The organism is Acetilactobacillus jinshanensis (assembly GCF_004359375.1).
Taxonomy (GTDB): domain Bacteria; phylum Bacillota; class Bacilli; order Lactobacillales; family Lactobacillaceae; genus Acetilactobacillus; species Acetilactobacillus jinshanensis.
Genome location: NZ_CP034726.1, coordinates 320922 through 346132, shown reverse-complemented (window position 1 = coordinate 346132; position 25211 = coordinate 320922). Strand labels below are relative to the sequence as shown.

At 39.2% G+C, this 25211-nt stretch carries 22 protein-coding genes, 5 tRNA genes, 3 rRNA genes and 1 pseudogene; 3 read left to right on the top strand and 28 right to left on the bottom strand.

Annotation, left to right across the window (positions count from 1 at the left end):
- Window positions 1–258: 258 nt before the first annotated feature.
- From ELX58_RS01785 to ELX58_RS01725, 13 genes are all read right to left on the bottom strand, one after another.
- On the bottom strand, window positions 259–876 hold the full coding sequence (locus tag ELX58_RS01785; protein WP_133441448.1) for a DivIVA domain-containing protein: 618 nt from the start codon (window positions 874–876) through the stop codon (window positions 259–261).
- 15 nt (window positions 877–891) lie between these two features.
- Window positions 892–1674, bottom strand: a complete 783-nt coding sequence (locus ELX58_RS01780) for a YlmH family RNA-binding protein (protein ID WP_133441447.1) — start codon at window positions 1672–1674, stop codon at window positions 892–894.
- Window positions 1671–1955 carry a YggT family protein gene (locus ELX58_RS01775; protein ID WP_236747691.1) on the bottom strand — a complete coding sequence of 95 codons (285 nt, stop codon included), beginning with the start codon at window positions 1953–1955 and terminating at the stop codon, window positions 1671–1673. Before ELX58_RS01775 ends, ELX58_RS01780 begins: the two co-directional genes overlap by 4 nt.
- Window positions 1956–1973: 18 nt before the next feature.
- On the bottom strand, window positions 1974–3233 hold the full coding sequence (ftsZ, locus tag ELX58_RS01770; RefSeq protein WP_133441446.1) for a cell division protein FtsZ: 1260 nt from the start codon (window positions 3231–3233) through the stop codon (window positions 1974–1976).
- A gap of 27 nt (window positions 3234–3260) precedes the next feature.
- The gene (gene ftsA / locus ELX58_RS01765) at window positions 3261–4607 is read right to left on the bottom strand and encodes a cell division protein FtsA (protein ID WP_133441445.1); all 1347 of its coding nucleotides are present in this window, start codon (window positions 4605–4607) and stop codon (window positions 3261–3263) included.
- Between the two features lie 126 nt (window positions 4608–4733).
- Entirely contained in the window at window positions 4734–5549 is an 816-nt protein-coding gene (locus ELX58_RS01760; RefSeq protein WP_162614590.1) for a cell division protein FtsQ/DivIB, read from the bottom strand.
- 21 nt (window positions 5550–5570) lie between these two features.
- Window positions 5571–6683, bottom strand: a complete 1113-nt coding sequence (gene murG / locus ELX58_RS01755; protein ID WP_133441443.1) for an undecaprenyldiphospho-muramoylpentapeptide beta-N-acetylglucosaminyltransferase — start codon at window positions 6681–6683, stop codon at window positions 5571–5573.
- Between the two features lie 3 nt (window positions 6684–6686).
- On the bottom strand, window positions 6687–8069 hold the full coding sequence (gene murD, locus ELX58_RS01750) for a UDP-N-acetylmuramoyl-L-alanine--D-glutamate ligase (RefSeq protein ID WP_133441442.1): 1383 nt from the start codon (window positions 8067–8069) through the stop codon (window positions 6687–6689).
- A gap of 23 nt (window positions 8070–8092) precedes the next feature.
- Window positions 8093–9049: a phospho-N-acetylmuramoyl-pentapeptide-transferase gene (mraY, locus tag ELX58_RS01745; protein ID WP_133441441.1), complete on the bottom strand. Its 957-nt coding sequence runs from the start codon at window positions 9047–9049 to the stop codon at window positions 8093–8095.
- Window positions 9050–9075: 26 nt separating this feature from the next.
- Window positions 9076–11052, bottom strand: a complete 1977-nt coding sequence (locus ELX58_RS01740; protein ID WP_133441440.1) for a penicillin-binding transpeptidase domain-containing protein — start codon at window positions 11050–11052, stop codon at window positions 9076–9078.
- Window positions 11052–11459, bottom strand: coding sequence for a hypothetical protein (locus ELX58_RS01735; RefSeq protein ID WP_133441439.1), 408 nt, complete (start codon window positions 11457–11459; stop codon window positions 11052–11054). The genes ELX58_RS01740 and ELX58_RS01735 overlap by 1 nt, the downstream gene beginning before the upstream one ends.
- Window positions 11460–11479: 20 nt before the next feature.
- Window positions 11480–12421: a 16S rRNA (cytosine(1402)-N(4))-methyltransferase RsmH gene (gene rsmH, locus ELX58_RS01730; protein ID WP_133441438.1), complete on the bottom strand. Its 942-nt coding sequence runs from the start codon at window positions 12419–12421 to the stop codon at window positions 11480–11482.
- A gap of 120 nt (window positions 12422–12541) precedes the next feature.
- Entirely contained in the window at window positions 12542–12898 is a 357-nt protein-coding gene (locus ELX58_RS01725) for a DUF3397 family protein (RefSeq protein WP_162614589.1), read from the bottom strand.
- A gap of 132 nt (window positions 12899–13030) precedes the next feature.
- Here ELX58_RS01725 and ELX58_RS08110 point away from each other — a divergent pair, with 132 nt between their 5' ends.
- On the top strand, window positions 13031–13123 hold the full coding sequence (locus ELX58_RS08110; protein ID WP_418620990.1) for a hypothetical protein: 93 nt from the start codon (window positions 13031–13033) through the stop codon (window positions 13121–13123).
- 15 nt (window positions 13124–13138) lie between these two features.
- Here ELX58_RS08110 and ELX58_RS01715 read toward each other — a convergent pair whose 3' ends face one another.
- The 4 genes from ELX58_RS01715 to ELX58_RS01700 all read right to left on the bottom strand — a co-directional run bounded on the left by ELX58_RS01715 (window position 13139) and on the right by ELX58_RS01700 (window position 15980).
- A complete protein-coding gene (locus ELX58_RS01715; protein ID WP_133441436.1) occupies window positions 13139–13654 on the bottom strand; it encodes a tRNA (cytidine(34)-2'-O)-methyltransferase in 516 nt (171 codons plus the stop codon).
- A gap of 12 nt (window positions 13655–13666) precedes the next feature.
- Entirely contained in the window at window positions 13667–14470 is an 804-nt protein-coding gene (locus tag ELX58_RS01710) for an RluA family pseudouridine synthase (protein WP_162614588.1), read from the bottom strand.
- Between the two features lie 83 nt (window positions 14471–14553).
- On the bottom strand, window positions 14554–15360 hold the full coding sequence (locus ELX58_RS01705) for an NAD kinase (RefSeq protein ID WP_133441434.1): 807 nt from the start codon (window positions 15358–15360) through the stop codon (window positions 14554–14556).
- A 14-nt stretch (window positions 15361–15374) separates the two neighbouring features.
- Window positions 15375–15980, bottom strand: a complete 606-nt coding sequence (locus tag ELX58_RS01700) for a GTP pyrophosphokinase (RefSeq protein ID WP_133441433.1) — start codon at window positions 15978–15980, stop codon at window positions 15375–15377.
- A 177-nt stretch (window positions 15981–16157) separates the two neighbouring features.
- On the opposite strand from ELX58_RS01700, the gene ELX58_RS01695 reads away from it, so the two are divergent.
- Window positions 16158–16760 (top strand): DsbA family protein, encoded by a 603-nt coding sequence (locus tag ELX58_RS01695; protein WP_133441432.1) that lies wholly within the window; start codon window positions 16158–16160, stop codon window positions 16758–16760.
- Here ELX58_RS01695 and ELX58_RS01690 read toward each other — a convergent pair.
- From ELX58_RS01690 to ELX58_RS01675, 3 genes and pseudogenes are all read right to left on the bottom strand, one after another.
- Complete coding sequence (locus ELX58_RS01690; RefSeq protein ID WP_133441431.1) at window positions 16757–17854, bottom strand: competence protein CoiA; 1098 nt, start codon at window positions 17852–17854, stop codon at window positions 16757–16759. The genes ELX58_RS01695 and ELX58_RS01690 overlap by 4 nt on opposite strands.
- A gap of 44 nt (window positions 17855–17898) precedes the next feature.
- A pseudogene (locus tag ELX58_RS08005) lies at window positions 17899–18489 on the bottom strand (adaptor protein MecA).
- A 14-nt stretch (window positions 18490–18503) separates the two neighbouring features.
- The gene (locus tag ELX58_RS01675) at window positions 18504–19250 is read right to left on the bottom strand and encodes an MBL fold metallo-hydrolase (RefSeq protein ID WP_133441429.1); all 747 of its coding nucleotides are present in this window, start codon (window positions 19248–19250) and stop codon (window positions 18504–18506) included.
- Window positions 19251–19319: 69 nt separating this feature from the next.
- Here ELX58_RS01675 and ELX58_RS01670 point away from each other — a divergent pair, with 69 nt between their 5' ends.
- A complete protein-coding gene (locus tag ELX58_RS01670; RefSeq protein WP_133441428.1) occupies window positions 19320–19796 on the top strand; it encodes a hypothetical protein in 477 nt (158 codons plus the stop codon).
- A gap of 53 nt (window positions 19797–19849) precedes the next feature.
- Here ELX58_RS01670 and ELX58_RS01665 read toward each other — a convergent pair.
- From ELX58_RS01665 to ELX58_RS01630, 8 genes are all read right to left on the bottom strand, one after another.
- A tRNA-Asp gene (locus ELX58_RS01665) sits at window positions 19850–19924 on the bottom strand.
- Window positions 19925–19948: 24 nt separating this feature from the next.
- A tRNA-Met gene (locus ELX58_RS01660) sits at window positions 19949–20022 on the bottom strand.
- An 8-nt stretch (window positions 20023–20030) separates the two neighbouring features.
- A tRNA-Glu gene (locus tag ELX58_RS01655) sits at window positions 20031–20103 on the bottom strand.
- 9 nt (window positions 20104–20112) lie between these two features.
- Window positions 20113–20202 (bottom strand) — tRNA-Ser (locus tag ELX58_RS01650).
- Window positions 20203–20210: 8 nt separating this feature from the next.
- A tRNA-Asn gene (locus ELX58_RS01645) sits at window positions 20211–20283 on the bottom strand.
- 6 nt (window positions 20284–20289) lie between these two features.
- Window positions 20290–20406: ribosomal RNA gene (rrf, locus tag ELX58_RS01640) — 5S ribosomal RNA — on the bottom strand.
- A gap of 69 nt (window positions 20407–20475) precedes the next feature.
- A 23S ribosomal RNA gene (locus ELX58_RS01635) occupies window positions 20476–23400 on the bottom strand.
- 231 nt (window positions 23401–23631) lie between these two features.
- Window positions 23632–25207, bottom strand: a 16S ribosomal RNA gene (locus tag ELX58_RS01630).
- The 16S, 23S and 5S rRNA genes sit together here with 5 tRNA genes alongside, the layout of an rRNA operon.
- Window positions 25208–25211: the final 4 nt, after the last annotated feature.

Genomic DNA, 25211 nt, shown 5'->3' with positions numbered 1-25211 from the left:
TATTTAAGTAAGTAGACAAACAAAAAAGGCTTCGTCTTTTGGGACGAAGTCTTTTCCGTGGTACCACCCAACTTTAGGATCCATTAAGAATCCCCTCGTTGTTTGCTGGAATTATCCGGGCATTTAAGCCTTTCAAGACGATCTGTAAACCATGAGTGACCACTGATCTTTCATCAACATCAGCTCGCTGTAGATATCATAATTTACGCGCTATTCTCGACCAGCTAATATTTAAATTAGCTTAAAATAGAAACAAAATTAGAAGTTGCGGTATTTACCGTTCGGATAATATACTACCACACCTTGAGCAGTTTTATCCGTTCGTTGATCATTTAAATGATTAATATCCTTAGATAATTTCTGGAAACCTGCCTTATGGCCACTGTTAAGGACAGTTGACCAACGTTTACTGTCTAATAAAGCTAACTGGCTCTTTAACATAACCTGAACTTTATGTCTGAAGTCATTCGTACTCTTTCGTAAATCAGTTGTTTCGGCAATTAACTGATCAGCTCGGTGGATTGAATTTTGAACAATCTGATCAGCCTTTTTCTTAGCTTGATCAACCACTTCATTAGCTAATTTAGTGGCCTTTTGATTACTAACCTTAGCCTGTCGATCTGACTTAGCTCTAACTTTATTAGCAGCTTCCTGAGCTACTAAAATCGATTGATTCAAGGAATTCTTTAAATTATTGAAGTAATTAACCTTACTGTTGGCACTCTTCAAAGATTTCTTTAAATCATTATTTTCGATTAAAGTATGCTGATAATCCTTTACAATCTGGTCCAAGAAATCATTAACTTGATCAATATTGTAACCACGCATCTTAACAGAAAATTCTTTATTATGGATATCTTGTGGGCTTAAAGCCATGACTATCCCTCCAAATTACTTTTTAATAACAGAAATCACAATTCTTAATTTACCCTTTCGGCTTCTGCCTTTTACGGTCTTAAGCTTAAGGCGTCCGTATTGTCTTACCGACAAAATGTCATTAATCTGTACATCCAAATTTGGTTGATTTACTAATTCCCAGTTAAGTCTGACGTGATTGTGCTTAATCAAATCTTTAGACTGATTCCTTGAAACATTAAATCCTGCAGATATTATGGCATCAAGTCGTAAAGATACAACCACTGAATATTTATCTTGCCAATCATTAGTTGGCTCAATTGCATCAGACAATGGCAAGGCCTGTAACATAACGCGGTTTCGATTAATTTTAGTAATCTGAAACTTTAAATAAGTTGCCATAGAACTTTCGGTAAAGAATTGCCACTGATGATCATCAGTATCAATATCACCAATCACATTCCGCTTAATTCCACTGCTCATTAAAGTCCCTAAAATCTGGCTATGCTTTAAGTGGACAAATTTACTTGGATATTTAATCCCAAACAGCGTAATTTTAAAATCACGATTAGTTGGCTGAAAATACTCGGGATATATTAATCCCCGTTTCATCTCAGCATTTAAATGTCCACCAAAAAATTTAACGTTAATTCCAGAATAACTATTCGTTATTACCGTCAATAAGTATACTTGTCGTGGATTTAAGAAACTTGTCAATATCGGCCGATATTGATTTAAAGCTTGATTACAAAGCCCACTACAATAATCTAAGTAAGGGGCTTCGTCTTTTCTAAAATGCTGTAAGACATTTTGATTCATGATAAGATCCTTACAAGAATGGTTGGAATCCAACTAACTAAAGCCCTTTGCAGAATGTATAAAACTGCTAAAGCCAATACGGGAGCAAAACTTATCATTCCAATTGACGCAAAATCAAAACATCGTTGAAACGGAATTACTAACTTACCAAGAAAACGTCCCAATTTTGAATCATATGCCCCTGGTAGCCAGCTCATTAACGCAAATACAACGATGATCATCATATAAATATTAACGACATCCGCCAGAAGATTAAGGATTGAAATAATAATATTCAACATAAATTATTAAGCCCTCAATTAATGCTTACGACGGAACTTAAAGAACGGCGGTAAGTTATCACTTGATGAATCATGCTTTGATTCATTAGACTTATGAACTTGGTTGAAGTTAAAGGGATTAAACTTATTCTTATCTGGAGTTGAATGAAGATTACGGCCATGATTAGAGTCATTTACGTTCCAATTCTTTAATAATGATGAATTACGACGATTATGACGTGGCTTAGCGACGTGATCCTGGTGGCCTAAAGTATCAGAATGCTTATGAGCCTTAGCAACATGATCCTTTGAAGAATTAGCGTTGGTATTGTGGCCGGCTCGGTTCTTTTCAATTCCTGTAGCGATTACGGTAACTCGAACACCATCACCTAAGTTCTTATCAATTGATGTACCAAAGATGATGTTGACATCATTACTGGTAGCTTGGGCAACGATATTAGATGCATCCTGAGCTTCAAATAGTGATAAATCAGGACCACCGGTAATGTTCAATAGAACCTGCTTAGCGCCACTGATTGAAACTTCTAATAATGGTGAGGAAATCGCTTTCTTAGTGGCTTCCGCAATTCGGTTTTCGCCAGTAGCGGTACCAATACCCATCAGAGCTGAACCTTGATTTTGCATAACGGTCGTAACATCAGCAAAGTCTAAGTTAACGTAACCAGGGTTAGTGATTAAGTCAGAAATGCCCTGAACACCTTGACGTAAGACATTGTCGGCTTCTTTAAAGGCTTCCATCATTGGCGTCTTTTTATCAACCATTTCTAATAAACGATTATTAGCAATGACAATTAAAGTGTCAACGTTCTGCTTTAATGCAGCGACACCTTCAGCAGCATATTTAGCACGACGCGGGCCTTCAAAACTAAATGGCCGGGTAACAACACCAACGGTTAATGCACCCTGGTCTTTGGCAATTTTGGCAATGATCGGAGCAGCACCGTTACCGGTACCACCGCCCATACCAGCAGTAACGAATACCATGTCAGCACCTTGAAGGGCTTCACCGATGGCTTCTTCACTTTCTTCAGCAGCCTTACTACCAACTGCTGGATCGGATCCAGCACCTAAACCTCGAGTTAATTTAGGCCCTAATTGAATTTTAGTTTCAGCCTGTGATGCTTCTAATGCCTGAACATCCGTATTAGCAACGATAAATTCAACACCACTGACTTTATCAGCGATCATACGGTTAACGGCATTACCACCGCCACCGCCGACACCGATGACTTTAATTTTTGCGTTTTGACTTCGGTTAGAGTCTAACGAAAATTTCATATTGTTTTTCCCCCGTTCAAAATAATGTTAATCAAAGAAATCGCTAAAGAATCTCTTAATACCTTCACCGTTGATTCGGTGACGACGCTTTTTATTTTCTGATTTATGTGCGCCAACTTTATTCGGCTGTTTTTCATGATCATTAGAATTCACGTTAGCCACTTTGTGATCGTTATTTGCGTTAGATGCATTGTCATTAGATGGTCCAACGTTAACTAACGTAGCCGAGCGAACTAATTTTTCAATTTGACTTAATTGAGCCTGATAAGCAACTAATGAGAGTGGCAATGCAAATGACGGATGCCGTAACCCCATTTGGTTCGGAACGTAAATTTTTACGTTTGAATCAAAATAATCAGCGGCTAATCCGGAAATGCCAGGTAGAGCTGCTACTCCACCCGTTAAAATAATGCCACCTGGTAAATCTAAAGCGGATACTTGATCTAAGCCCTTTTTAATTCGACCAAAGATCTGTTCTAAACGAGCTTGAATGATTTCTGATAATAGCTTTTCAGACACATTAACCGGTTTACTCTGACCAACAACTTTAACCGGAAATTCATTATTCTTTGAAATATCCAGCGAGTCAGCGTATCCATAATCACGTTTTAATTTTTCAGCATTTTCTAAAGACGTATTCAAAACTTCAGAAATATCTTTAGTTATGTATTGGCCACCTTCATGATCAACAGTCATATACTTTAACTGATGATGATGAATAACTGCGGCGGTAGTCTGTCCGCCACCGATATCAATTAAGACGGTTCCAAATTCCTGTTCACCATCGTCAAGTAAGATCTGACCTTCAGCTAACGGATTAACTTCAAGGGCCTTAATCTTTAAACCGGCTTGATGAACAGCTTTTCTGGTGTTATGAATAATGGTCTTGGGTCCAGTGATGATGTGGCCATGCATCTCTAATTTAACGCCGACCATCCCTCTAGGATCTTGAATCCCGTCAAAGCCATCAACGATAAATTCATCTGGGATTGCATCAATAATTTCACGTTCCGGTGGAAGATTCTTGATCATAGCTGAAGATGTAACTTTACGGACATCTTCGTCATTAATTTCTCTAGACTGGTCAGAAATTTCAATCATTCCACTACACGGTCTAATTTTTAATAAGTCAGATGGAATACCAACGATTACTCGGTGAATCTGGACACTGGCTTTTTCTTCAGCTTGCGATATAGCACGTCGAATCGCTTTAGCAGCTTTATCGATATTAACGATAATGCCACGCTGAGCCCCCATAGAAGCAACGTTGCCAACGCCTAATACGTTAATTTGGCCCTTCGCCTTTTCGGCAACGATAACTTTGATTGAGGTTGAACCAATATCAAGACCTACATATATTCTTGAATTGTCCATAACAACTAAGGGAACCTCCCGTATTTTTATCTAAATAATTATTCATTAAAAAACGATAATATTATCCGTACGTTAACTATAATTTTAACATAAACACTTATTCTTAGAAACATGATTTAATTAAAATTAATGGCGAAACGCCTTTGAATAAACACCTAATTCCATATTTATAGTACCGCGTTTCTTCATCGATTTTGAAATTGCCGAATAGTATTTCATCTTGCGCTGCCAATTTTTATAGTTAGCGTAAATTTGATTTCCATCACTCATATAAACATGGATGCGATCGGGATCGATATTAGTGGGTGAATAAACGATTTTATCAATATCCGGTTTTACACTATTAGGTAATTGCCGATACGTTTTTACAAAGGACCGTAATTTCTGACTAGCTTTAAAATTAACTAAGATTGGATAAGCCTGATTTACTTTAGTACACTGATAAGCCGTCCGGCCGTTATTCGTTACGGCATAGTAATGATTATGACGTGAAAGATAAGCTATTACCGGATATTCAGACATTTTAACGTTAACGTGGTTCCATTTATGAATCCGAACGTGAATTGATTTTAATTGGGCATTTTGTTCAAAAGCATATTTTTTAAAACGACTAGTATGTGCCATTAATCTAAATACCGAATCGCCGGGTTTGGCATTCATATTCCTTATCATGCTGCTTGCTAAGATCGTTCGGTTACCTCTCACAGATACCGATGAAATCCGGTTCAGTGGTGACACAAAATAAAAAGCAATTAAAATAATTACTAAAAGCTCCGCCAAAATTAGAGCAAAATTAGCTAATAATCGTTTTAATCGCTTATAACGAGCCTCTTCACGAGACTTGCTAAATTTATATTGATTATGAAAGTCATTATCCTGTGAAATTTGATGATTAACACGAAAATTATTTACGTTTTCACGATTATTAAAATCAAACTTCATAGTAATGCCCTTCATTCAAATTTATTTATTATTTTTAATTAATGAATTCATAACCTTTAATAATCGATCAGAAGCATCTGGCATCCCTAATTTTTTGGAATTCATGCCCATCTTTTGTAACTTTGAACGATTATCAATTAAGTCATCAATCATATTAACTAATCGTTTCCCGGTTAAATCTTTTTCGGTTAAGATTTCAGCAGCGCCACGTTTTACCAAACTCATTGCGTTCTTAGTTTGATGATCAGCAGTAACGTATGGACTTGGGATTAAAATTGAAGGAATCCCCAATGCTGTGATTTCAGCTAGACTAGTGGCACCGGCTCGGCCAACAATTAATGAAACCTTTGGTAATACCTGTGGCATGTTGTAGATATAAGGCTTTACGATTACATTTTTACCAACTTTAACGTTAGCTAGCTGTTTTTTAACGTAATCATAACGTTTTTGTCCCGTTACGAAAACAACCTGGTACGGTTTTTGATTGAATTCAGGAATGGCCTTCATCGTTGCCGAGTTAATCTTTAAAGCACCTTGGCTACCACCAAAGATTAATACCGTTGGCGTATTTGGATCCAAGCCGTATTCTGACCAACTAAAATTACTCTTGATGTGTGCAGCTTGCTGAGCTCTTGGATTACCTGTAAAGACAATCTTATCCTTAGGAAATTGTGAAGCCGCCATATGAAATGCAATCGCAATCTTATCAACAAAATGACTTAAGAATTTATTGGTTAAGCCCACTAAACTATTTTGTTCATGAATCATGGTTGGGATATGTTCTCGAGCAGCAGCATAGACAACGGCACCAGAAACATAGCCACCTGTTCCAATCACAATGTCAGGCTTAAACTGCTTAATTAATTTCTTAGATTCATGGACACTTTTTAAGAATAAGTAAAGAGTCTTAAAATTATCGCAGATGCTACTTAAGGAAAATGACCTCTTAAATCCTTGGATCTTTAATTCTTTAAATGGGATCCCTTTCTTAGGCACGATGTTCTTTTCAAGACCTCTAGTTGATCCCACGTATAATACCTTAGAATCGGGTTCTTTTTCCATTAAATCTTCAATTAAAGCTAGTGCTGGATAAATATGACCACCAGTACCGCCACCGGAAACCATTAAACGCATAATTTATTTTTGCCTCTTTTTACCAGTTAATTTTTCAATATCTTTAACATAACGAGCGCCACGAACTTCAAAATTAGGGTATTGATCCCAACTAGCGTTAGCTGGTGACAAGAGAATGATGCTACCCTTAGAACTCATCTTATAAGCTGCTGGAACGGCTTGGTCGATGTTATCAACGACTTTAATCTGTGAAATCCCAGCTTTTTCAGCAGCGTCTTTCATTAACTGTTTAGTCTGACCAAATGCCACTAAACCTTTGACGTACTTCTTTAAATCAGGAACTAGTCGATCAAATTTGTAACCACGATCAAGGCCACCACAAAGTAAAATGATTGGATGATGGAAACTTTCTAAAGCCGCTTCTGTCGAATCAATATCGGTTGACTTAGAATCGTTAAAGAAGATGCGACCGTCATAGGTCAAAACATACTGGTTACGGTTACTAGCACCGCTAAAGGTTGCTAGAACGTGATGAATATCCTGATCAGAACGATGATTTAACTTTGCGACAGCAATCGCAGCTAATGCATTTTCAACGTTATATTGACCATGAATCTTAATGTCCTTAGCGTCCATTACATAATGGCCTCTGAAGTAAAGCTTGCCATCCTGTTCGTAGGCGCCGGCTTTAGTATATCCATCGGTACAGAACGGAACGATTTGGGCTTTACTTGATTTACTCAATTCACGCATTTCAGGAGAATTGAAATTCAAGATTAGGTAATCATCAGAAGTCTGATTCTTAGTGATTCTCATTTTGGCACGAACGTAATTGGCACGAGTCTTATGATAATCTAAATGATTGGACTTAATATTAGTGATTACAGCGATATGTGGATGCAAAGTCGTAATGCCTAAAAGCATAAAACTAGAAATTTCCATCACCATGGTGTCTTTAGGAGACATTTTCTGAGCAACCTGTGATGCGGAAATTCCAATATTACCGGCATCATAAGTTTTACCTTCAGGGCGATGCTGATTGAGCATTCTGGTGATTAACATCGTGGTAGTGGTCTTACCATTACTGCCGGTGACGTTGATCAATTCACCAGGATTAATTTCACTAGCAATTTCCACTTCGACGATCATTGGTAAATTAATTGCGAGGGCCCTCTGGACAACGGGATTATCATATGAAATTCCTGGGTTCTTAACCATTAAATCATAATGATTATCTAAAATATCAGGGGTCTGTTTACCAGCAATCAATTTAGCGGGTGTAGTGTCAGCTAAATGCTTTGCTTTTGGAATCTTAGATACCGGCTGATTGTCACTTAAAGTCACATCTGCACCCAATTTCATCAGTAACTTAGCGGCATTAATACCACTCATACCAGTACCTAAAATTAATATCTTTTTGTTTTTATAACTAGTAACTTTTCGCATAGTAATGTCTCCTCAAATTCAAGCTAAATAATAGCCCAAACACCAGTAATTGCAACAAATAAAGCAACTCCCCAGAAGGCGAAGTCGATCTGCCATTCGTTCCAGCCCATCATTTCGAATGAATGGTGAATTGGAGTCATTGGAAAGATTCGTTTACCAGTCGTCTTATAAGAAGCAACTTGCAAAATGACACTTGCGGTTTCAATTACGAATACTAATCCAATCCATAGTAATGATAATTCATGATGTAATAGAATCGAAACGGCGGCTAAAGCTCCACCTAAAGCAAGGGATCCCATATCACCCATAAAGATCTTAGCTGGTTTATGGTTGAAGATTAAGAAGCCTAATAAGCCACCGACTACGGCTGCACAAAAGATAAGAATATCGATTCGACCTTGATACATGGCTACGACACCATAAGCTGCAAAAGCAATTGTAGCTAAGCCACTTACTAAGCCATCGATACCATCAGCTAGATTGACGGCATTTGAAAAGCCCGTTAACCAGAAAATAATGAAGATAACGTACCAAAAGCCTAAATGAAGATCACCGTAGCCAGGAATCCTTAAGGCCATCGGGAATTTAAGGCTGTAAACCCACGTAAAAATAATGGCACCAATTACCTGACCGGAAAATTTCTGCCAAGCTTTTAGTCCCATATTTCGTTTGTGGAAAATTTTGATGCTGTCATCACACATTCCTAATAAGCCATAGAGAACGAAGATAAACATCAGAATCCACAGCGAACTTGATAAATTATGGGTAATTAATCCATAAATAATGGAAGCAATCACGATCGCAATAATAAATAAGAAGCCACCCATCGTTGGGGTACCGTTCTTACCCTTCTGCCATTTAGGGCCATCCATTAAAATGGTTTGACCTTCATGCTTGCCCCTAAAATAACGAATTAAACTGGGCATAAATACAACTGTAATTACAAAACTAATCATGATTGGGACTATCCAACTCATCATATAACATCATCCTCAAAATTTTATATTCATTTGTTATCAACTAATACGACTCGACTGCCCTTAATAACGTGTCTACCACCGGTAATTGACTGTTCTTTAACGGTCCCAGTGGATTTATTACCATGAATTAAGACCGTTAAGCCTAACCGGTTCAAAATTTTCTTGGCATGTTTAATCTTATCACCTTTTACGTTAGGCATTATATTTTCATCGTTTCGAACAAAATGATTGTCATCATTTAAAGCTCTAATCATAACGGGTTTAAAAATCGAAGATATATCCTGATCCGCAGTATGGCCATTTAATTTTGGCTGCTTCATGGTTATATATAATACGTATTTTGGATTGTTAGCAGGAGCCATCCCAACTACTGAATACAGATAATTATCAAAGCCTTGTGAATAGCCCTTGCCATTACTTATCTGGGCAGTTCCGGTTTTCGCAGCGATTGGATAACCATGAATTTGGTAATCATGACCAATTCCATATGGCTTATACACAACGTCTTCCATATGATGACGAACCTGACTAGCCGTGTTAGCTGTGATTGGACGACCAATTACTTTTGAATTATACTGGCGAACAACCTTATGCGTCTGTGGATTAACAACCTTGGAAATCAAGTGTGGACGAAGCATCTTCCCATTATTAGCGATTGCTGAGAAGCCTCTCATCATCTGCATCGCTGTTAATTCAATCCCTTGACCAAAAGCCGTATTAGCTTGATCAATTGGGTATTTAAACGGCATCTGACCGTCTACGCTGTCACCCAAGCCAATATTAATGGGCTTCAAAAGTTTAAAACGTTCAATATACTTCTTCCAGGTTTGACTACCCATGTTGCGTTCTAAATGAGCCATTGCAACGTTACTAGACAATGCAAAGCCCTTATTAAAACTAATTCGACCCCAGCCATTTGGATCCCAGTCAGGAATTTCTTTTCCGTCAATGAAATATTTACCAGATTCAAATGTATCGTTACCGTTATAATGGTGGCTGTTAATCGATGCTGACATCGTAAATGGCTTCATCGTGGAGCCTGGTTCATACAGATCTTGGGTTAAAACGTTGCGCCAGATGCTGTTAACACCCTTTTTGGTGGTGGCGTTAAACGAAGGCCGCTGGGTCGCAGCTAAAATATCACCATTTCTAGCATTCATTAATACGGCACCCATTTCGGAAGGATGAACGTTATTATAAATTGCTGACATTCGACCTTCTAGCAATGTCTGTAAACGATAATCTAATGTTGTATATACATCATCACCGTTTTTAACCGATCGATTATGTTTATTATGACCATCAAGATCATTTTGCTGAACTTCACGATAACCAGTGCGACCGGCTAACAATTTATTAAAGGCCTTTTCAATGCCCATTTCGCCAGCTAAATGCGTACCGGTTTTAGTGTTAACCGGTGCAGCTAGACCAATTAAATGCGATGCAAAAGTACCGTTTGGATAAAGACGTGCTGGCTGCTGGGTAAAATGGACACCGTTTAAATGATATCGTTGAATTTTATTTTTGGTTTGTTCAGAAATATTTTGACCATAATTACCTAATGAGACCTGAAAAGCACTTTGCTTTGGGGATAAAGCCTTTAAAATCTCATGATCCTTAATTGGTAAATAATGCGAAAGGACTCGTGCTACCTTATGTTTATTAGTAACGTATAGGGGACGACCTTTGATGCTCTTTTGTTTATGATTCAGGACCAAATAAACTGAATAAGTGCTAATGTTTTCAGCTAATGGTTGTCCGTTAGCATCATAAATTGCACCTCGTCTAGGTTTGATAACGTTACTCTGAGTGTAGAGATTACGAGTTTGCTGAACTAAATTAACGTTATGCGCACTCTTAAAAATCGATATGTATGAACTTCTTAACGCGACGATTAAAAATACAAAAATAAACAAAAAGAAAAGAATCTCACCGACAACCTTTTGATTTCGGTGAAGAAACTTCTTGTTCTTAGCTATTGTTGTTTTGCGACCATTGTTCATTATTTAACATTCCTAACGTCATGACTTGAAAAACTAAGGCGATTGTGATGAGCAATTTTTTGTAATCGATCATTACTTTGTAAATCGCTCACCAATTGTCGAGAATTATTATTCAAATTATGAAACTTAGAAACTTTAGCATCAACGTTAACGATTTGATATTGATAAACGTCATTCGTTAATTTGGTACTAACTAAAACCACCATTAACCCAAGGGCTACGATTACTCCAATTACTAACGCATATTTTTCAAGATTATTAAGGAGTAGCCGAGCGTGTTCACCCTTTAAATGGCGTCGTTTATTACTTCTTATTAATTTGAGATTTAGATTAGTATGACTAGCCTGTTTATTATGGCGATATTTAGGAACTTGTTTATATTTCGGAGCCACATTACCTTGTAGCATGTATAATTCTTCCCCTAAAATTATTTAATTCGTTCAATGGTTCTTAATCTTGCACTGTGTGAACGGTGATTTCTAATTAATTCAGCTTTACTTGGTCGAATAGGTTTTCGGTTAATCAATTTAAAATGCGGCATTAATGATTCAGGAATGACTGGTAAACCACGGGGAACATCTTGAACGGTTGACCGTTCTTTAAACATGTTTTTAACTAGTTTGTCCTCCAACGGTTCAAACGTAATCACACTGATTCGGCCGTGCATTGCCAATAATTTAAATGCCGATTCTAAAGAACCTTCTAAGGCCCCTAATTCATCGTTAACCGCAATTCGTAAAGCTTGAAAAACCTTTTTAGCCGGATTACCGCCATGACGACGAGCTGCTGCAGGAATTCCTTCTTTAATAATTGAAACTAATTCCTGAGTTGTATTAATGGGGCCATCAGCTCGATGGATCTTAATCCGACGAGCGATTGATTTAGCAAACTTTTCATCACCGTATCTAAAGAAGATCCTAATTAATTCATGAACGCTCCAACGATTAACGATCGTCCACGCCGTTAATTTATTATCCTGATCCATTCTCATATCAAGTTTAGAGTCCTTACGATAACTAAACCCCCGTTTAGCATCGTCAAACTGAGGTGATGAAACGCCTAGGTCATAAAGGATTCCATCAACATGATCAACAGAATATTTACTAAGTGCTGACTTAATATTCCTAAAATTATCATGAATCAGGGTAATTTTATTTGCTTTAATTTCACTATTTAACTTAATTTGATTATATTTAATGGCTTCCCAATCTTGATCAAAAGCATATAAATGACCGTTTGACAAATGGCTTAAAATCTTTGACGTGTGACCACCACCGCCTAATGTACAATCAACGTACGTTCCATTAGGCTTGATATTTAAACTTTTGACCGCTTCATGTAATAATACTGGAACGTGTTTGAAAGTCATTAAATAAATTTCTCCTTCTCAAAATTCAGATAAGATAAACAGCTCTACGATAATAAGTGTACCACCATAAGAAAAATAAAAACAGCGAACTTTATCGATCAAAGTGCGCCGTTTTAAAAATTATAATGTACTCACAATTCCGGCAAATATCCATGCAACCAAGAAATATAAATCGCCGATTCGCCATAACGTTCGGTAAAAATTCTTGTGGCTTAATTGATGTTTTGTGAATGCTTTATGGATCAAAACTAAAATTCCGATGAACATCCAGCCAATTATTAAGACCGGATCCCACGAAAAGCCCTTCGGATTAATTGTTAACTGGTGAATAAAAATCAAAGCCAATATCGGCATGGAATCAATTAACCGTAACTTAAATTCCTTTTGATGAAATTTATTAATAATTAATCGTAACCAATCTAAAATTATGCAGATGGCGAATAAAGCTACGATCTGTAAAAAAAATAATTTTATCACCAGTTATCAACCACTTTCGTGAATTAAATTTGCAATAATAAGTCGTGAAATGTAAACTATCAACGAGAACTTAAATATACAAGGACGGTGTATATTTTGAAGAAAAAGCGAAGTAAGTTTCAAATTATTACTATGACCGCTGTTTGGGCAATGATTATTTTCACTCTATTAGGTATGATCTTGCCACCAGTAGTTCAATTACTTCAACAATATTTCAACTTTTAAACTTGGATTAAATAATTATTTTAATTTATCATGCGGGTACTTATGAACTCGTTCTAAATTCAAGAAGTTTTGTTGCCGTACAGCTTCATAAATGACAATTGCACATGAGTTAGATAAATTTAAGCATCTAATATGTGAATCATCCTGGGGAATGCGAATTGCTTTCTCAGGATTTTTTCGCATAAACGGTTCTGGTAAACCAGTCGTTTCCTTACCAAACATGAAGTAGTAGTCACCTTTAATCGGTTTACTATAATCATGGTCCGTATAAATATGGGTCGCAAATTTAGATACTAAAAATAAACGAGAGCCGGGCTTCATACTTTTCATGAATTCTGGTAAGTTATCATGATAATGAATATCAACGCTGTTCCAATAATCTAAGCCAGCCCGCTTTAGCCGTCGACTGTCAACAGAAAAACCTAATGGTTTGATTAAATCTAGAACGGTATCGGTACCAGCACAGGTTCGAGCAATATTTCCCGCATTACTAGGCATCAACGGTTCAAATAATACAATGTGATTTTTCATTTTATACTTCCTTTATTTATGTTCAATATCATAAAAATGCTGAATCCAAAACGGAACTGGATCAAATAACTTTAGCCGTTTTTGACGAAATACATCATAGAAACTTAGATAATAGCAATGCAATGCTAGTCGTTTTGATGGGATCGGTTTGCCATACAACCAATCACCAATAATTGGATGACCAATGGTGCTAAAGTGAACCCTAATCTGATGGGTCCGACCCGTATACAAACGAACGGAGACTAATGTATAATGATTAGTTTCATCAATGACTCTAAAGCCCGTTTTAGAATACTTGCCATTAACGGATACTCGCTGCTTAACTAACGAATTAGAATCTTGACCGATCGGTAAAATAATTAAACCGGTTTTAGGATTTAATCTACCTTTTATAACGGTTATGTATTTCTTTATAATTTGATTATTTTTTAGTTGATAATCCAGCACCGAATGCGCAAAGTGATTCTTAGCAAAGATCACCATCCCGCTCGTGTTACGATCCAACCGATTAACAATGTGAATCCGCAAGTTGGAATACTTTTTGCGAATAAAATAGCCTTTGACTCGGTTCGTCAAAGTATCCTGCTTATATCGGCTATTTGGAATTGAAGCAATCCCGCCCGGCTTGTGAACGACAAGAAAATTATGGCTTTCATAAATAATCTTAATCGGCTTGTCAGACGGCACCACGTTCGGATTAGATGGTTCTGGCGGTAAAATCATCGTAACTAGATCATTGGGCTGCAAATTATAGTTAGTCCGCCGAGCATGATTATTTACTAAGATTCGACCACCATGAAATTTTACTTTTTTCAATAAAGTATGGCTAACTAATTTACCATATAAAAAATTCCCTAGCTTTTTAGGTCCAATGAATTTATATCGCCACGTAAAACTAGTCAATTATTATCAAGTCCAATGAATGAATTGCTGACTCGTTCCCAAAAATGAATGTGCCGATAACGAGCAAAATAAATTCGATGGTTAGAGATTTGATATTCGATGGAGCGAATCGGTCGATCATGAACCATCATCTGATCACAAGTTAAAACGTTATGATAATGATCTTTAGGAATGATGGTGACGGTCTGCTCAGGAGAAATTATCATCGGTGAACCAAGGGTCCTGAAGACCCGATTATTAATGGACGCCATTTCAGATACCTGAATAGCGTTCAACGACGGGTCCAAAATCGCACCACCAATTGATTTATTGTATGCAGTCGACCCCGTTGGTGTTGAGGTGCATAATCCATCACCACGGAATTTTTCAATAAATTGATGATTAATGTAGATATCAGTTACCATGGTGCTACTAACTCGCTTTAAAACGGACTCATTTAAAGCCAATAACTTATCCGAACCACCGCCATCAGAATAATTGATCTTTAATGACAATAATGGATAGCTGACACTTTGGCCATTATCCCGTTGTAAGCTATGAACTAAATGATCGACCTCATTATCGCGCCAATCAGTGTAAAAGCCTAAGTGACCCGTATGAATACCAATAAAGCGAATCTCATCAATTGAATCGTTATAATGATGAAATGCTGATAATAGCGTCCCATCACCGCCAATTGAAATCACTAATTCAGGATTCAGGCCATCTAATTGTAAATTTCTGGCTTTAAGGATACCCTGTTTTAATTTAGTCGCCACAACGTTTGACGACTTGCCATTGTTACTAAAAATGGCAATTCTCATAAATGGCCCTCCTTTTACTTTTTATTTTTAATTCGCATTAACGCGTGTTTGATTTTAGACATGCTTTCATCAAGATCAAAGGACACCCTAGCGGTATCCTGTAACTTCTTTTCCAGTTCAACAGGAAATTTACCTTCATGTTTATAATGCAAGGCATGGTCAACTGTTGACCAGAAATCCATTGCCATGGTTCTTAATTGGATTTCAAATAAAAGTGAACGCGGGCCATGAATCGTCTGAACGGTATAGTTAAAGACCATGTGATACGAACGATATCCGCTGGCCTTTTGGTGCTTAATGTAATCCCGCTCTTCAACAACTTTCATATCAGTCCGCTGTCTGAGTAAGTCCACTAAAAAATATACGTCATCAATCAACGGACAGATGATTCTTACACCGGCAATATCTTCCATATCTTGTGAAAGTCGATCTGGTGAAATATATCGACGACGCATCTTTTCCTTAATGCTAGGAACACTTTTTACACGGCCCGTAACGGTTTGAATTGGATTATGCTGATCACAAATCGCAAACTGTTGTTTGAGACTATTAAGTTTAACTAGTAATTCATCAACGGTTTGATGATATGGCAACAAATATTCTTTCCAATTACGAACCATGATATCGCTCCTATTAACAACTATAATACTTTCTTTAGTTTACCACATCCCCAAATTAATATAGAATTTTTAAAACTAAGCAAATCAATTTGTATCTAAAAATAAATTTGGTATTCTAACACTGAACGTAAATATACTGTCGGTTATTTATAGGTATTAATCGGGGGAAATAAAATAATGCTGGAAGCATATTTATTTGTCGATCCATTATGTAAACAATGTATTAAATCTGAAAAAATAATTAAAAGATTGGCTAAAAATTTAAATACACATTTTTTGTATCAGTTTATTCCAATGCTAAACATTAAGATTCTAAACAATACTAGGGTGCCGAAAATGGCGAGAATTCACCAGCAACTTTATTATCAAATCGTTATGGATTATAAAGCTGCTTTGTTTCATGGCAAAAAACGTGGTCAGAATTTTTTTATCACACTTCAGGAGGAACTCTTGAATGATAAAGATCGGTACAATAATCGATTGGTGTTAGCAACCGCTGAAAATTCTAAATTAGACCTAGACATGTTTAAAGAAGACCGTCGATCACAATTAGCCAAGAAATCATTTGAAGCCGATCAGCAATTGGTTCATGAAATGAAAATTACTAAGCCCTCTTCGGCAGTTATTTTTAACTGGGCCATGTTCAACTACGGAATCTTGTTTAACAACGTTAATTACGATGATCTATACCGAGTTTGTCATTCCCAGCCTGAACGGATTAACCGTAAATCAATCCGCGATAACCATGGAATTCCGGTCCCGCACGTTAGCATTAATTAACGATGCCGTTTTAAATATTGGATCTTATCATAATAACTATTGAACCAACGAGGTTGTTTAAACCTCGTTATTTTTTTATGGTCGGGACTAACTTCTAAATAATGATGCTGAATTAACAAAGCAACGTATTTATCAAACGCCCTTTTATACAAGCTTTGATAATTATTTATCTGGCAAAAAGAAAGCGGTAAAACAAGTTTACTGTTCGCTACTTGATAAATTTTTTGAAGATCAGAATATTTGTTCATTAATAATAAGATTAAGATCCGCCAAAGCAAATACCGCTTCTTAAAAATCGGGTATGTGTACACCGGTAAATGACAAATTATGGGGCATCCCATAATCGTATTATGCCTTGTGCCCAACATTTGTTGAATTCGCATTATCTGTAAATCACCATGAAATAATCGTTGCTGATTAACGTGAATTTCATGAGAAACTAAACCTAGCCATCTCGAATAAGTAATGGCCCGGGATTTAATTCGAGTATAATTGATAAAATTTATTAATTCGGCATACGTAAAGATCCGTCTGGTTCGATAAAATATTCGGCTACCGCATTCACATTGTTGATAATGGATCTCTAAACATTTTTGAGAAATTTTCCAATATAGCATAAAGAAACCTAAGCGACTTGAATAATTTAAGAATTTAGCGATATATTTAGGCCTTAAACGCCTTTTTTGATATGGACTGCCTAATATCCACCATGATTTAATACCTAACGATGTATATCCAGCAATTATTTGTCGTAACTTCTGGACGCTAATCGGGCTACATTGAAATTCAATCACGGTGTTATTCACCATCAAATCTGGCCATTGGTTGATCTTAGGCAAATATTTTTCAATCACAACTGAATTATCTTTAGTCTTAAAGAACTGATACAATTGTTGTTTTCCTGCTAAATGTTCTGACGTTTCTCCAGGATTATTAAAGCTGTTATCTGTTAACACATGTGAAAAATAAGCGCTGTGATGATTGGTTGAGTTATGATAAACCATCCGTTTACCACAAAAAGGACACTTATATCTTAAATGTCCCTTAGCTAACTGTGTACTTATAATTTTATGGTTATACATTGCAAATTTCATAAATACTTGATCACCCAATAGTATTTACGAAATTTGATTAGATTTTAATGAAAATAATAACGACCCTGCGCTAAAGCGTTATTTTTCATAATTAATTTTCCATGATTCTTTAATGTTGACGGTTGAATTGATGATTTATGACCATATTCATAAGCAAGTGATAATTGATCCTTGACTTTATCCTGTTCGAATTTAGTTAATCGATCATTAAACGTTAATTCAAGATAATAATGACCTTGATATTGGTATAAATTGGAGTTACCCTGCTTCGTTTTTAATAGATGTGCAACCTGAATAAAATCTTCAAAAGTCTTTAAGTCAATTACGTAACAATTTAATGTGGGTTGATTGGATTTGACTGCCGATTTGACCTGATTATTCTTGATTACAATTGTCTTTTCATGTCAACTAATAATGATATTTAAGCCTAACTTATCAGGAATGACACGGAACGTTAACGGTTCATGATCAGTAAATAAATGTTGTGTGTCTACTTGGTCCAAGATTTTATAGAAGAACCTTTCAATTTGATTATGGTCACCAAGCAAATCCAGTGCCGTAATCCCGTTTCGTTTTAAATCATCACGGGTGACAAACACTTTTATCGTATGATCATCAATGATTCGCTTCTTCATAATCTGTAACCTCTTTATATCTCAACGACTTTTCCAACGTGAGCTAAACCGATTCTTGGCTTAGAGCCCGCAGTCTTACGAGCTTCAGTAATTAACTGCTTTAAATCACCATACTGTGGCAAATGACTGAGTAATAATTTTTTACAGTTTGATTGTTTGGCTAATTTACCACACTCTGAAGATGTCATGTGCCATCGTGGTTCAACAGAATTTTTATTAGCATAATAATTAGTGTCAGTAACTAATAAGTCAGCATTTTGAGCAAACTTTGCCAAACCTTCAAAATAATTACTGTCTGCAGTATATACCAAAACATGTTTGGTATGATTATCTTCAATCCGCATTGCGTATGCCGGAACCGGATGAATGGTTCGCTTAAAAGTAATGGTTAACGGTCCCAGATTCAGTTTACTGTTACCGTTATAACCTTCGCCTTTAGTTGAATTAGGCCATGTTAAGCTACCTAAGTTCAAAGGATCAGCACTATTACCGTAAATTGGCAAAACCGATTCTTGACGACCTTCTGTGTGTAGCTGCCAGTAATACTGTAGGACACCGACATCAGCAATATGATCCCAATGATAATGTGATAAAACAACAGCATTCAATTTTAAAGGATCAAAATACTTTTCCAAGCTTAATAAATCACCACTGCCGCAATCAATGAGTAAATGGTAATCTCCGGCCGTTAACAAGTAGCTACTGGTCCCAACACCCTTTGCAGGATATCCGCCATAACAGCCAATCACACGTAACTTCATAGTTAACACCTCGTCTGTTTAATTTTAAAATTAGTAATGATAACGATTATATCTAAAAAGGACTTTGTTATGTCACAATTAATTTCATTAACTTCCGGATCTAAGTCTATTTTAACTAAAATCATGGCTAAATATCCAGAACACCATTTAGCAATGTATAAATCACTAACCGAAAATAACTTTCAACTAATTGACTGGTTCACGAATAAATCGATTTTTAAATTACCAATTTCTTATCGGATTATTCAATCATCAAAATTAATTAGAGAAGCACCTTTTATTAATTTAATCTTTTTAACTTTGAGTCCAAAACAAAAAAAACTTTTGTTTGCCTACGTTAAATATCAGTTGTTACATTCGATGCCTAATGATATGACGAGTTTATTTGAACTCCAAAATATTGATAATTCTTCTAAAATGATTATCGGAACCAGTTGGACCGCTAATACAAAATATCTATCTTGGGTAATTCACTCATTTGTCCAGAAGTTTTTGGAAGACCCTAATAATGATTGCTTTCATAATAATTTAGAACGAATTAGGTAAAACAAAAAGATCACTTAATATTTTTAAGTGATCTTTTTTCTCAATTTATTTAGCGGTTCGTACCGGACTCGAACCGGTGATCTCTTGCGTGACAGGCAAGCGTCCTAAACCAAGTAGACCAACGAACCATAAATCTCTAATTTATATATTAATTGCGGGGGCTGGATTTGAACCAACGACCTTTGGGTTATGAGCCCAACGAGCTACCAAACTGCTCCACCCCGCGATAATTGATGACCCGTACAGGATTCGGACCTGTGTTACTGCCGTGAAAGGGCAGTGTCTTAAACCACTTGACTAACGGGTCATGGGTTAATGGAGAGTGGGGGATTCGGACCCCCGAAACAGGTACTGCCCGTTTACATCATTTCCAATGGTGCGTCATAAACCACTCGGCCAACTCTCCATAAATAACTCCGGCAGGCGGGCTCGAACCGCCGACACTCTGATTAACAGTCAGACGCTCTGCCAACTGAGCTATGCCGGAATAATCGCGTGGCAACGGCCTATCCTCGCAGAGGGCGATCCCTCAACTACTTTCGGCGCGCGGAAGCTTAACTTCTGTGTTCGGCATGGGAACAGGTGTATCCTTCCGGCTATCGCCACCACACTATATTTTCAAGAGAACTTCGTTCTCTCAAAACTGGCTAATATTCATACTTCTCCGAGGATACCTTTTTGGGTTAAGTCCTCGACCGATTAGTACTGGTCGGCTTCACGCCTCGCGGCGCTTCCACGTCCAGCCTATCGAACTCATCATCTATGAGTGGTCTTACTTCCCCGAAGGGAATGGGAAATCTCATCTTGAGGTGGGTTTCACACTTAGATGCTTTCAGCGTTTCTCTCATCCATACATAGCTACTCAGCAGTGCCCCTGGCGGGACAACTGATACACCAGCGGTATGTCCATCTCGGTCCTCTCGTACTAAAGACGGCTCCTCTCAGATTTCCTACGCCCGCGACGGATAGGGACCGAACTGTCTCACGACGTTCTAAACCCAGCTCGCGTACCGCTTTGATGGGCGAACAGCCCAACCCTTGGAACCAACTACAGCTCCAGGATGCGATGAGCCGACATCGAGGTGCCAAACCTTCCCGTCGATATGAACTCTTGGGGAAGATAAGCCTGTTATCCCCGGGGTAGCTTTTATCCGTTGAGCGATGGCCCTTCCATTCGGAACCACCGGATCACTAAGTCCGACTTTCGTCCCTGCTCGACCCGTTGGTCTCACAGTCAAGCTCCCTTGTGCCTTTACACTCGATGAATGATTTCCAACCATTCTGAGGGAACCTTTGAGCGCCTCCGCTACTCTTTAGGAGGCGACCGCCCCAGTCAAACTGCCAACCTGACACTGTCTCCTGCCACGATCAGTGGCATGGGTTAGAGTGTTCGTACAACAGGGGTAGTATCCCAAAGACGCCTCCACCGAAACTAGCGTTCCGGTTTCCACGGCTCCTACCTATTCTGTACAAGTCATATGAACACCCAATGTCAAGCTACAGTAAAGCTCCACGGGGTCTTTCCGTCCTGTCGCGGGAAACCTGCTTCTTCACAGGTACTTCAATTTCACCGAGTCCTTCGTTGAGACAGTGCTCAGATCGTTACGCCTTTCGTGCGGGTCGGAATTTACCCGACAAGGAATTTCGCTACCTTAGGACCGTTATAGTTACGGCCGCCGTTTACTGGGGCTTCATTTCAGAGCTTCGCCGAAGCTGACTCATCCATTTAACCTTCCAGCACCGGGCAGGCGTCAGCCCATATACTTCATCTTACGATTTCGCATAAACCTGTGTTTTTAGTAAACAGTCGCCTGAGCTTTGTCACTGCGGCTGCACTGACGTGCAGCGCCCCTTCTTCCGAAGTTACGGGGCAATTTTGCCGAATTCCTTAACGAAGGTTCACTCGCTCACTTTAGAATTCTCATCCTGACTACCTGTGTCGGTTTGCGGTACGGGCGGTTAATCACTAGCTAGAAACTTTTCTTGACAGCGTGACGTCAGTAACTTCCTTACTAAACTTCAGTCCTCGTCACTGCTCACGTGAACGGGAACAAGCATTTGACTCATTCCCTGGCTCGCAGCTTGAACATGCACAACCAGCGGCATGCATTACTTAGCCTTCTGTGTCTTTCCTTCGCTTAAAACGCAATTAACCGGTACAGGAATCTCAACCTGTTATCCATCGCCTATGCCTTTCGGCCTCGGCTTAGGTCCCGACTAACCCTGGGCGGACGAACCTTCCCCAGGAAACCTTAGTCATCCGGTGAACTAGATTCTCACTAGTTTCTCGTTACTCATACCGGCATTCTCACTTCTAAGCGCTCCACAGGTCCTCACGGTCCTGCTTCAGTGCCCTTAGAACGCTCTCCTATCACGCGCACCTGACGGTGCGTGTCCACGATTTCGGTAATGTGCTTAGCCCCGGTAAATTTTCGGCGCAAAACCACTCGGCTAGTGAGCTATTACGCACTCTTTAAATGATGGCTGCTTCTGAGCCAACATCCTAGCTGTCTATGCAATTTCACTTCCTTTTCCACTCAGCACATATTTAGGGACCTTAATCGGTGGTCTGGGCTGTTTCCCTTTCGACCATGGATCTTATTACTCACAGTCTGACTCCCGGATATTTAAATCAATGGCATTTGGAGTTTATCAGAAATCAGTAGCTCAAGACGAGTCCTTCATTCTAACAGTCGCTCTACCTCCATGATTCTTCATCCGAGGCTAGCCCTAAGGTTATTTCGGAGAGAACCAGCTATCTCCAAGTTTGTTTGGAATTTCACCGCTATCCACATCTCGTCCAAGCAATTTTCAACTTACACTGGTTCGGACCTCCGGTCCGTATTACCGAACTTTCATCCTGGACATGGATAGCTCACTTGGTTTCGGGTCTACGGCAACATACTCAACGCCTGATTGAGACTCGCTTTCGCTGCGGCTCCGGCTTTTCGCCTTAACCTCGCATGCAACTGTAACTCGCCGGTTCATTCTGCAAGAGGCACGCTATCACCCGTTAACGGGCTCTAACTGCTTGTAAGCATATGGTTTCAAGAACTGTTTCACTCCCCTTCCGGGGTGCTTTTCACCTTTCCCTCACGGTACTGGTTCACTATCGGTCACTAGGTGGTATTTAGCCTTGGGAGATGGTTCTCCCGGCTTCCGACGGAGTTCCACGTGTTCCGTCGTACTCAGGATCCTGAACTGAGAAGCATCAATTTCGCCTACGGGGCGTTCGCCCTCTCTGGCAGATCTTTCCAAATCTTTTGACTATTAATGCTTTTGGTAACTCAAATGTTCAGTCCTACAACCCCATGAAGCAAGCTCCATGGTTTGGGCTCTTCCCCGTTCGCTCGCCGCTACTTAGGGAATCGAAATTTCTTTCTGTTCCTGCTGCTACTTAGATGTTTCAGTTCACAGCGTCTTCCCCTCGCCAGCTAATCAATTCACTGGCGAGTAATCACCGACTGAGGTGATTGGGTTTCCCCATTCGGAAATCCCCGGATCAAAGCTTACTTACAGCTCCCCGAGGCATATCGGTGTTTGTTCCGTCCTTCTTCGGCTCCTAGTGCCAAGGCATCCACCATACGCTCATAATAACTTAACCTAAATGTTTGTCACTTGCGTGACAACGGTTTTGGTCATTTTGAATAATTTTAGAATTCAAAAATAACGCGGTGTTCTCGGTTGAAATTAAAATTTAAAATAAATAATAATTTCAATAGGAAATATAAATATTATCCAGTTTTCAAAGAACCAAGTAAGAGACCATAGGTCTCTCAAAACTAAACAAGATTTCGATATCTGTACAAGTTTCCGATTGAATGTAAATCCTTAGAAAGGAGGTGATCCAGCCGCAGGTTCTCCTACGGCTACCTTGTTACGACTTCACCCTAATCATTCGTCCCACCTTAGATAGCTGGCTCCCCAGAAGGGGTTGCCGCACTATCTTTGGGTGTTACGGACTCTCATGGTGTGACGGGCGGTATGTACAAGACCCGGGAACGTATTCACCGTGGCATGCTGATCCACGATTACTAGTGATTCCAGCTTCGTGCAGTCGAGTTGCAGACTGCAGTCCGAACTGAGAACAGCTTTATGGGATTAGCTTGACCTCGCGGTTTCGCAACCCATTGTACTGTCCATTGTAGCACGTGTGTAGCCCAGGCCATAAGGGGCATGATGATCAGACGTCATCCTCACCTTCCTCCGGTTTATCACCGGCAGTCTGACTAGAGTGCCCAACTGAATGCTGGCAACTAGTCACAAGGGTTGTGCTCGTTGCGGGACTTGACCCAACATCTCACGACACGAGCTGACGACGACCATGCACCACCTGTAGATCTGTCCCCGAAGGGAACAGCTAATCTCTTAGCCTAACAGAAGTATGTCAAGGCCTGGTAAGGTTCTTCGCGTAGCATCGAATTAAACCACATGCTCCACCACTTGTGCGGGTCCCCGTCAATTCCTTTGAGTTTCAACCTTGCGGTCGTACTCCCCAGGCGGAGTGCTTAATGTGTTAACTTCGGCACTAAAGGACGGAAATCCTCTAACACCTAGCACTCAACGTTTACAGCATGGACTACCAGGGTATCTAATCCTGTTTGCTACCCATGCTTTCGAGCCTCAGCGTCAGTGACAGACCAGACAGCCGCTTTCGCCACTGGTATTCTACCATATATCTACGCATTTCACCGCTACACATGGTGTTCTACTGTCCTCTTCTGTACTCAAGTCGCTCAGTTTCCAATGCACTTCTTCGGTTAAGCCGAAGGCTTTCACATCGGACTTAAACAACCGCCTGCGCTCGCTTTACGCCCAATAAATCCGGATAACGCTTGCCACCTACGTATTACCGCGGCTGCTGGCACGTAGTTAGCCGTGACTTTCTAACCAGATACCGTCACTACCAAGCCATTTCCTACTTGGTACGTTCTTCTCTAGCAACAGAATTTTACGAGCCGAAACCCTTCTTCATTCACGCGGTGTTGCTTCATCAGGCTTTCGCCCATTGTGAAAGATTCCCTACTGCTGCCTCCCGTAGGAGTCTGGACCGTGTCTCAGTTCCAATGTGGCCGATTAACCTCTCAGTTCGGCTATCCATCATCGTCTTGGTAGGCCTTTATCTTACCAACTAACTAATGGACCGCGGGTCCCTCCAAGAGCGACGCAAACGCGCCTTTCAAACTGAAACCATGTGGTTTCAGTTGTTATCCGGTATTATCATCCGTTTCCAGATGCTATCCCAGACTCAAGGGCAGGTTACCCACGTGTTACTCACCCATCCGCCGCTCACTCGAATGTAGAATCATTTGATGCAGAGCATCAAAATCATCTACGGGAGTGCGCGCGACTTGCATGTATTAGGCACACCGCCAGCGTTCATCCTGAGCCAGGATCAAACTCTCATGTTAAAAA

Bases quoted from the DNA above. Each gene is read 5' to 3' on its own strand.
- ELX58_RS01785 (WP_133441448.1), bottom strand. From the start codon at position 876: ATGGCTTTAAGCCCACAAGATATCCATAATAAAGAATTTTCTGTTAAG.
- ELX58_RS01780 (WP_133441447.1), bottom strand. From the start codon at position 1,674: ATGAATCAAAATGTCTTACAGCATTTTAGAAAAGACGAAGCCCCTTAC.
- ELX58_RS01775 (WP_236747691.1), bottom strand. From the start codon at position 1,955: ATGTTGAATATTATTATTTCAATCCTTAATCTTCTGGCGGATGTCGTT.
- ftsZ (WP_133441446.1), bottom strand. From the start codon at position 3,233: ATGAAATTTTCGTTAGACTCTAACCGAAGTCAAAACGCAAAAATTAAA.
- ftsA (WP_133441445.1), bottom strand. From the start codon at position 4,607: ATGGACAATTCAAGAATATATGTAGGTCTTGATATTGGTTCAACCTCA.
- ELX58_RS01760 (WP_162614590.1), bottom strand. From the start codon at position 5,549: ATGAAGTTTGATTTTAATAATCGTGAAAACGTAAATAATTTTCGTGTT.
- murG (WP_133441443.1), bottom strand. From the start codon at position 6,683: ATGCGTTTAATGGTTTCCGGTGGCGGTACTGGTGGTCATATTTATCCA.
- murD (WP_133441442.1), bottom strand. From the start codon at position 8,069: ATGCGAAAAGTTACTAGTTATAAAAACAAAAAGATATTAATTTTAGGT.
- mraY (WP_133441441.1), bottom strand. From the start codon at position 9,049: ATGATGAGTTGGATAGTCCCAATCATGATTAGTTTTGTAATTACAGTT.
- ELX58_RS01740 (WP_133441440.1), bottom strand. From the start codon at position 11,052: ATGAACAATGGTCGCAAAACAACAATAGCTAAGAACAAGAAGTTTCTT.
- ELX58_RS01735 (WP_133441439.1), bottom strand. From the start codon at position 11,459: ATGCTACAAGGTAATGTGGCTCCGAAATATAAACAAGTTCCTAAATAT.
- rsmH (WP_133441438.1), bottom strand. From the start codon at position 12,421: ATGACTTTCAAACACGTTCCAGTATTATTACATGAAGCGGTCAAAAGT.
- ELX58_RS08110 (WP_418620990.1), top strand. From the start codon at position 13,031: ATGACCGCTGTTTGGGCAATGATTATTTTCACTCTATTAGGTATGATC.
- ELX58_RS01715 (WP_133441436.1), bottom strand. From the start codon at position 13,654: ATGAAAAATCACATTGTATTATTTGAACCGTTGATGCCTAGTAATGCG.
- ELX58_RS01705 (WP_133441434.1), bottom strand. From the start codon at position 15,360: ATGAGAATTGCCATTTTTAGTAACAATGGCAAGTCGTCAAACGTTGTG.
- ELX58_RS01700 (WP_133441433.1), bottom strand. From the start codon at position 15,980: ATGGTTCGTAATTGGAAAGAATATTTGTTGCCATATCATCAAACCGTT.
- ELX58_RS01695 (WP_133441432.1), top strand. From the start codon at position 16,158: ATGCTGGAAGCATATTTATTTGTCGATCCATTATGTAAACAATGTATT.
- ELX58_RS01690 (WP_133441431.1), bottom strand. From the start codon at position 17,854: ATGAAATTTGCAATGTATAACCATAAAATTATAAGTACACAGTTAGCT.
- ELX58_RS01675 (WP_133441429.1), bottom strand. From the start codon at position 19,250: ATGAAGTTACGTGTGATTGGCTGTTATGGCGGATATCCTGCAAAGGGT.
- ELX58_RS01670 (WP_133441428.1), top strand. From the start codon at position 19,320: ATGTCACAATTAATTTCATTAACTTCCGGATCTAAGTCTATTTTAACT.